The organism is Neochlamydia sp. AcF84, from assembly GCF_011087585.1.
GTDB lineage: Bacteria > Chlamydiota > Chlamydiia > Chlamydiales > Parachlamydiaceae > Neochlamydia.
Genome location: NZ_VJOT01000001.1, coordinates 1 through 1,036, shown reverse-complemented (window position 1 = coordinate 1,036; position 1,036 = coordinate 1). Strand labels below are relative to the sequence as shown.

Sequence of the window (1,036 nt, the reverse complement as noted above, 5' to 3'; positions counted from 1 at the left end):
ACTATTTACTCTCTTTAGACGGAACAGGTGTTTTTTCTTCAGAAACTATTCATTGTAAGCATTGTTGTGAAAAAAAACATCGGGATGGAAGCCGCAGTTATTATCATCAGATTTTAGCAGGTTCTATTGTACATCCTGATTGCCGAGAGGTTATTCCTGTTTGCCCCGAACCCATCTCCAATGAAGATGGAGCTAGTAAAAACGATTGTGAAAGCAATGCAGCTAAACGCTTTATCCAGGCGTTCCGTAAAGAGCATCCTCACCTAAATGTTATTGTCACTCAAGATGCTTTAAGTGCTAATGACCCTCATCTTAAAGAATTACAACAGGCTAAGCTACATTACATCATAGGAGTAAAGCCTGAAGGCAATGCTTCCTTATTTGAATGGATGCAAGGTTTAGATTTTGAAGAGCTTACAATAAAAGAAAAGAAAGGTGAGCTTAACATTCGTTTTATCAACGGTGTCCCTCTCAATGACACACATGCAGATTTACAAGTCAATTTCTTTGAATGCTGGATTAATGATTCTAAGCAGGGAAAGAGACATTTTACCTGGATTACAGACCTGCCTATTAGCGTTAACAATGTTTATGAACTTATACGTGGAGCAAGAGCGAGATGGAAAATTGAAAATGAGACCTTTAATACACTCAAGAATCAAGGGTATGAATTTGAGCATAACTTTGGCCATGGTCATCAGCATCTATGCCATCTGTTTGCCTATCTGATGATGTTAGCTTTCCTGATCGATCAAGTGCAACAGCACTGCTGCAGTATGTTTTTAGCTGCTGTCAAAAAAGCTGGCTCAAGAAGTAGCTTATGGATGCTCATGCGGGCTTTTTTTGTCTCTTACTTTATCGATAGCTGGCAAGATCTTTATCACTCAATTGCCTATGGATTTAAAGGAGCAAGACTTACTCCGAATACTTCTTAACATAAAAAGCTTGAAAGTGCCCTTTGAACCCTTGAGTGTAGAAATTCTTAAATTTAAACTAAATATTAACTTCGGCAAAGAAAGCTTAAGGTACCCTTTTG

Annotated in this window: 1 pseudogene; it reads left to right on the top strand. The window is 38.1% G+C overall.

What is annotated here, in order from left to right:
- Positions 1 to 935 (top strand): annotated as a pseudogene (locus tag NEOC84_RS00005) (transposase); the annotation flags it as partial.
- Positions 936 to 1,036: the final 101 nt, after the last annotated feature.